This is a genomic window from Staphylococcus sp. HMSC14D10, assembly GCF_001808125.1.
GTDB lineage: Bacteria > Bacillota > Bacilli > Staphylococcales > Staphylococcaceae > Staphylococcus > Staphylococcus haemolyticus.
Map to the genome: position 1 here is coordinate 1 of NZ_KV792228.1, position 4,466 is coordinate 4,466.

3 protein-coding genes and 1 pseudogene are annotated in these 4,466 nt (G+C 33.9%); 1 reads left to right on the top strand and 3 read right to left on the bottom strand.

Annotated features, from left to right (window positions below; genetic code table 11):
• Window positions 1–43: 43 nt before the first annotated feature.
• Both HMPREF3134_RS00670 and HMPREF3134_RS00675 read right to left on the bottom strand, forming a co-directional pair.
• Window positions 44–376: a thioredoxin family protein gene (locus HMPREF3134_RS00670; RefSeq protein ID WP_070440109.1), complete on the bottom strand. Its 333-nt coding sequence runs from the start codon at window positions 374–376 to the stop codon at window positions 44–46.
• 20 nt (window positions 377–396) lie between these two features.
• Entirely contained in the window at window positions 397–801 is a 405-nt protein-coding gene (locus tag HMPREF3134_RS00675; protein ID WP_070440111.1) for an acyl-CoA thioesterase, read from the bottom strand.
• 204 nt (window positions 802–1,005) lie between these two features.
• Between HMPREF3134_RS00675 and HMPREF3134_RS12605 the strand changes: the two are divergent.
• Window positions 1,006–2,007: pseudogene (locus HMPREF3134_RS12605) on the top strand (zinc-dependent alcohol dehydrogenase family protein).
• 174 nt (window positions 2,008–2,181) lie between these two features.
• Here HMPREF3134_RS12605 and ptsG read toward each other — a convergent pair.
• On the bottom strand, window positions 2,182–4,209 hold the full coding sequence (ptsG, locus tag HMPREF3134_RS00685) for a glucose-specific PTS transporter subunit IIBC (RefSeq protein WP_070440112.1): 2,028 nt from the start codon (window positions 4,207–4,209) through the stop codon (window positions 2,182–2,184).
• Between the last annotated feature and the right edge of the window lie 257 nt (window positions 4,210–4,466).

Genomic DNA, 4,466 nt, shown 5'->3' on the forward strand with positions numbered 1-4,466 from the left:
AATTTCTTTATGAAATTCTCTTTGCTGGGGCCCCGCTCTCACTTTATGTTTCAAAGCAACTATCATACATTAATTTCAACTGATGTTCGAAGCGTTGCATATCTATAAATCGAGCTTGGCGATGCATTTCTTTACCATTCATAAAGATTAAATCAACGGGTACAGTAAATATAGATAATTCACCTGCAATGGTTTCTACATTTGATTGATTTATGACGGCGAGTTCTGCATTAGGGTAAGATGCTACAATATCTTCAATTTGTGGTAATACTGCATGGCACACTGAACAATGATCCCGCATTACGTGAACTACTACTAACTGATTATTATTAATAATTTGATGGAAGGCTTCCATATTACTCAAATGCTTTGCCATATCCTCACCTATACTTTCACTTATTTTAATAAGTTTTGAAATACCTCTGGCATCTTAGTTACTCTTTGACGTTCTAAATCTAAGAAACCACCTGTTTGCTGTCCAATACAATGCACTTTATCTCCAGAGGTAATTTCGAATTTAAATACCCATTTCATTCTTCCACCTTTAACAAACCAGCAACGCCCCACAGGTTTATCGTGTATCGTAATTGGAACTTTATACTCTATTTCTGTCTTCATTAATATTGGCGATATATGTTGTTTCATCATTTCTGAAAATGTCATATATTCATTAATAAATATTGTACGTAAATCTTCAAACCAGCGTATATAGACGATATTACTTACAATCCCCATTGCATCGATATCGTAATTGTTAACTTCTAATTCTCTTTCGGCGACTAACAAGCCTTCATGTTCCATAAAATATAATCTCCTTTAAGTCATCATTCAATTATATTCTACGACGTTTACATGCATTTTTCATCTACTTTAACTATACAACATTTAATGAGCGTACTATATACATGTCTATTTTATTATATATTATTTTTATTAAATACATAACCAAATTTACATAGTATAGTGTTTATGAAAATATTCGCATATTTTAGGAGGATAATTCATATGAAAGCTTATGTTTATGAAAAGCCAGGCTTTGCAAAACTGATTGATAAAGAGAAGTCAATCATTACGGAAAGTACAGATGTAATTATTAGAATGGTCAAAACAACGATTTGTGGTACTGATCTACATATTATTAAAGTCGATACATCGGAAGTACCATCAAACACAACACTTGGCCATGAAGGTATTGGTATCGTTGAATCAGTTGGTTCAAGTGTAAACAATTTCAAAGTTGGAGATAAAGTCATTGTTTCTTATATCTCGTCGTGTGGTAAATGTTACTACTGTAAAAAAGTACTTATGCACATTGTGAAAAAGATGGAGGTTGGATATTAAGTCACCTCATCGATGGTACACAAGCAGAATATGTTAAAGTACCTTTCGCAGACAATTCTTTATACCATGCACCAGAATCTTTACCAGACGAAGCACTCGTTATGCTCTCTGACATTTTACCAACGCGTTATGAAATTGGTGTTTTAAAAGGTAAAGTTAAACCAGGTAGTACGGTTGCGATAGTAGGTGCAGGTCCAGTTGGATTAGCTGCATTATCAACAGTACAATTTTATTCATCTTCTAAAATTATTATGCTCGATTTAGACGATCATCGTTTAGCTGCAGCCAAAACATTTGGCGCGACTCATACAATTAATTAATTCTAGTAATGTGAATGAAGCAGTTGGAATTCCAGCAACATTTGATTTATGTCAAAAGTTGATTGATGTCGATGGAACAATTGCTAATGTTGGTGTTCACGGCTTATCCGTTCAATTTGATATCGAAAAATTATGGATTAAAAATATCAACATTACCACGGGTTTAGTTACTGCTAATACCACTGAAGAATTGTTGGAAGCTCTCAAATCTAAAATCATTCAACCTGAACAACTCATGACACATTATAGTAAATTAAGTGATATTGAACATGCTTATGATTTATTCAGAAATGCTACAGATCATAAAGCTATCAAATTATTAATTGAGAATGATATAACTGAATAATGTTGTTTATTAAATAAAAAATAAGGGGGACAGCATTCTTTCTGAATTCGTCGCCCCGCCATGGCAAAGAGGATTAGAATTGAAAACCTTGAGACAACACCTTTTCAATTCAGTCATCGACTGCCAACACATAAAACAAGCCTGAGACACATATGATGTCCCAGGCTTGTTTTATTATTTAATTGTCATAATGCGTTTACCAGGATCTACTGAATCAACATCATCGAATGTTAATGTTTTATCATCCTGATTTGTAATAATCACTGGTGTGACAACACTTGGCGCATGTTCTTTTAAGTATGCTAAATTAATTTTCATTAATGGTTGACCTTGTGTGACAGGTTCATTGACATCGACTAAACTTTCGAAGCCTTCACCATTCAATTTCACTGTATCGATACCAATATGAATTAATACTTCAATTCCTGTATCAGATTCTAAACCGATGGCATGTTTCGTTGGGAAAATCGTTTTAACTGTACCATCAAATGGTGCTACAATTTCGCCTTTTTCAGGAACAAATCCAATACCGTCACCCATCATTTTTTCTGAGAATACTTTATCTGGCACTTCAGATAATGGAATAATATGACCCGTACCTGGTGCATAGATATCAGTTTCTTTTACCTCTTCCAACTGTACTGGCTCATCTGATGTATCTTCAGTCACAGTGGTTTCACTAGGTTTTGTGATGTCTCCATTCATAATGCGTGCCATATCATGTTTAATTTGATCTGATTTAGGTCCAAAAATCGCTTGCATATTATTTCCTACTTCAAGCACCCCTGAAGCACCAAGCGCTTTTAGTCCTTCAACGTCTACTTTAGATTTATCATTGACTTCAACACGTAAACGCGTAATACAAGCATCTAAATGCTTGATATTTTCTTTACCGCCCATTGCATCTAACACATCAAATGGTAATTTACTTGCAGATGTATTAGCTACAGAGGCTTGTTTATCTTCACGACCTGGCGTTTTGAAGTTGAATTTAACAATTAAGAATCTAAATACTACATAATAAATGACAGCGTAAACTAATCCTACCGGAATCACTAACCACCATGGTGTTTTATTTGGAAGAATACCTAATAAAACAAAATCTATGAATCCTCCAGAGAATGTATATCCTAGATGTAAATTTAGTAGATAAAGCGTTAAAAATGATAATCCATCAAGTACTGCATGAATAAAGAATAATAATGGTGCTACGAATAAGAATGAAAATTCTAATGGTTCAGTAATACCAGTTAAGAATGATGTTAAAGCTGCTGATAACATCAAGCCTCCAACTACCTTTTTATTCTCAGGTTTAGCTGTTTGATAAATTGCTAATGCTGCTGCTGGTAATCCAAACATCATAACAGGAAATTCACCTTGCATGAATTTACCTGAAGTTAAATGAACACCTTCACGTATTTGCTCAATAAAAATACGTTGATCTCCTCGAATAATTTCTCCAGCTGCATTTTTCCAAGAACCAAATTCAAACCAAAATGGTGCATGGAAAATATGATGTAAACCAAATGGAATAAGTAATCGTTTAATAAATCCAAATAAGAATACTGCCAATCCAGTATTAGAATCTAATAAACCTGTACTAAATGCATTTAATCCATTTTGAATGAATGGCCAAATCCAAGCCATTGGGAAAGCTAAAATAAACGATGTCGTTGCCATCATAATCGGCACAAAACGTTTACCCGCAAAGAATCCTAAATACGATGGTAAGGAAATATTATAAAACTTGTTATAACACCAAGCTGCTAGAGCCCCTATAATAATCCCACCAAACACTCCAGTTTGAAGTGTAGGTATGCCTAAAACATTTGCGAATCCTTTAGATGGGTCTTCCAATTGTGCTGGCGTAACATTTAAAAATGCTCCCATTGTTTTATTCATAATAATAAATCCGACAAAAGCTGCAATGGCTGCTACACCATCGCCACCTGCTAGTCCTATTGCTACACCGAGTGCAAAAATGATAGGTAAGTTGTCAAAAATAATACCACCAGCACCTGTCATCATGTTAGCAATATTTTGAATTACTCCATTTTTAATAAATGGAAGATATTGCTGTAATGCTTCACCTTGAAAAGCTGTTCCAATTGCAAGTAATAATCCAGCTGCAGGCAAGATTGCCACAGGTAACATTAATGCTTTACCAATTCGTTGCAATTGTCCAAATAGCTTTTTAAACATTTTGATTCAATCCTTTCAATGTATCTTTTTACGCATTAAAAAAGCATGACCAAATAAGCTCATCATTTATGACAAAAATAATGATAGCTTATCTGCTCATGCCTAATCGAATAGTAACACGCAGTTCTTTTTTAACAATTTAATTATACCTATAATATAAAGCGTTTTCAATATTTTTTTGCTAATATCTTACATTTTTTATAATTTAAATATTCGGCTCTAGGTCAAATCGGACTGATGAGTCCAAATATTGAGAT

Excerpts from the sequence above, each read along its gene's own strand:
- HMPREF3134_RS00670 (WP_070440109.1), bottom strand. The coding sequence starts at position 376 with ATGGCAAAGCATTTGAGTAATATGGAAGCCTTCCATCAAATTATTAAT.
- HMPREF3134_RS00675 (WP_070440111.1), bottom strand. The coding sequence starts at position 801 with ATGGAACATGAAGGCTTGTTAGTCGCCGAAAGAGAATTAGAAGTTAAC.
- ptsG (WP_070440112.1), bottom strand. The coding sequence starts at position 4,209 with ATGTTTAAAAAGCTATTTGGACAATTGCAACGAATTGGTAAAGCATTA.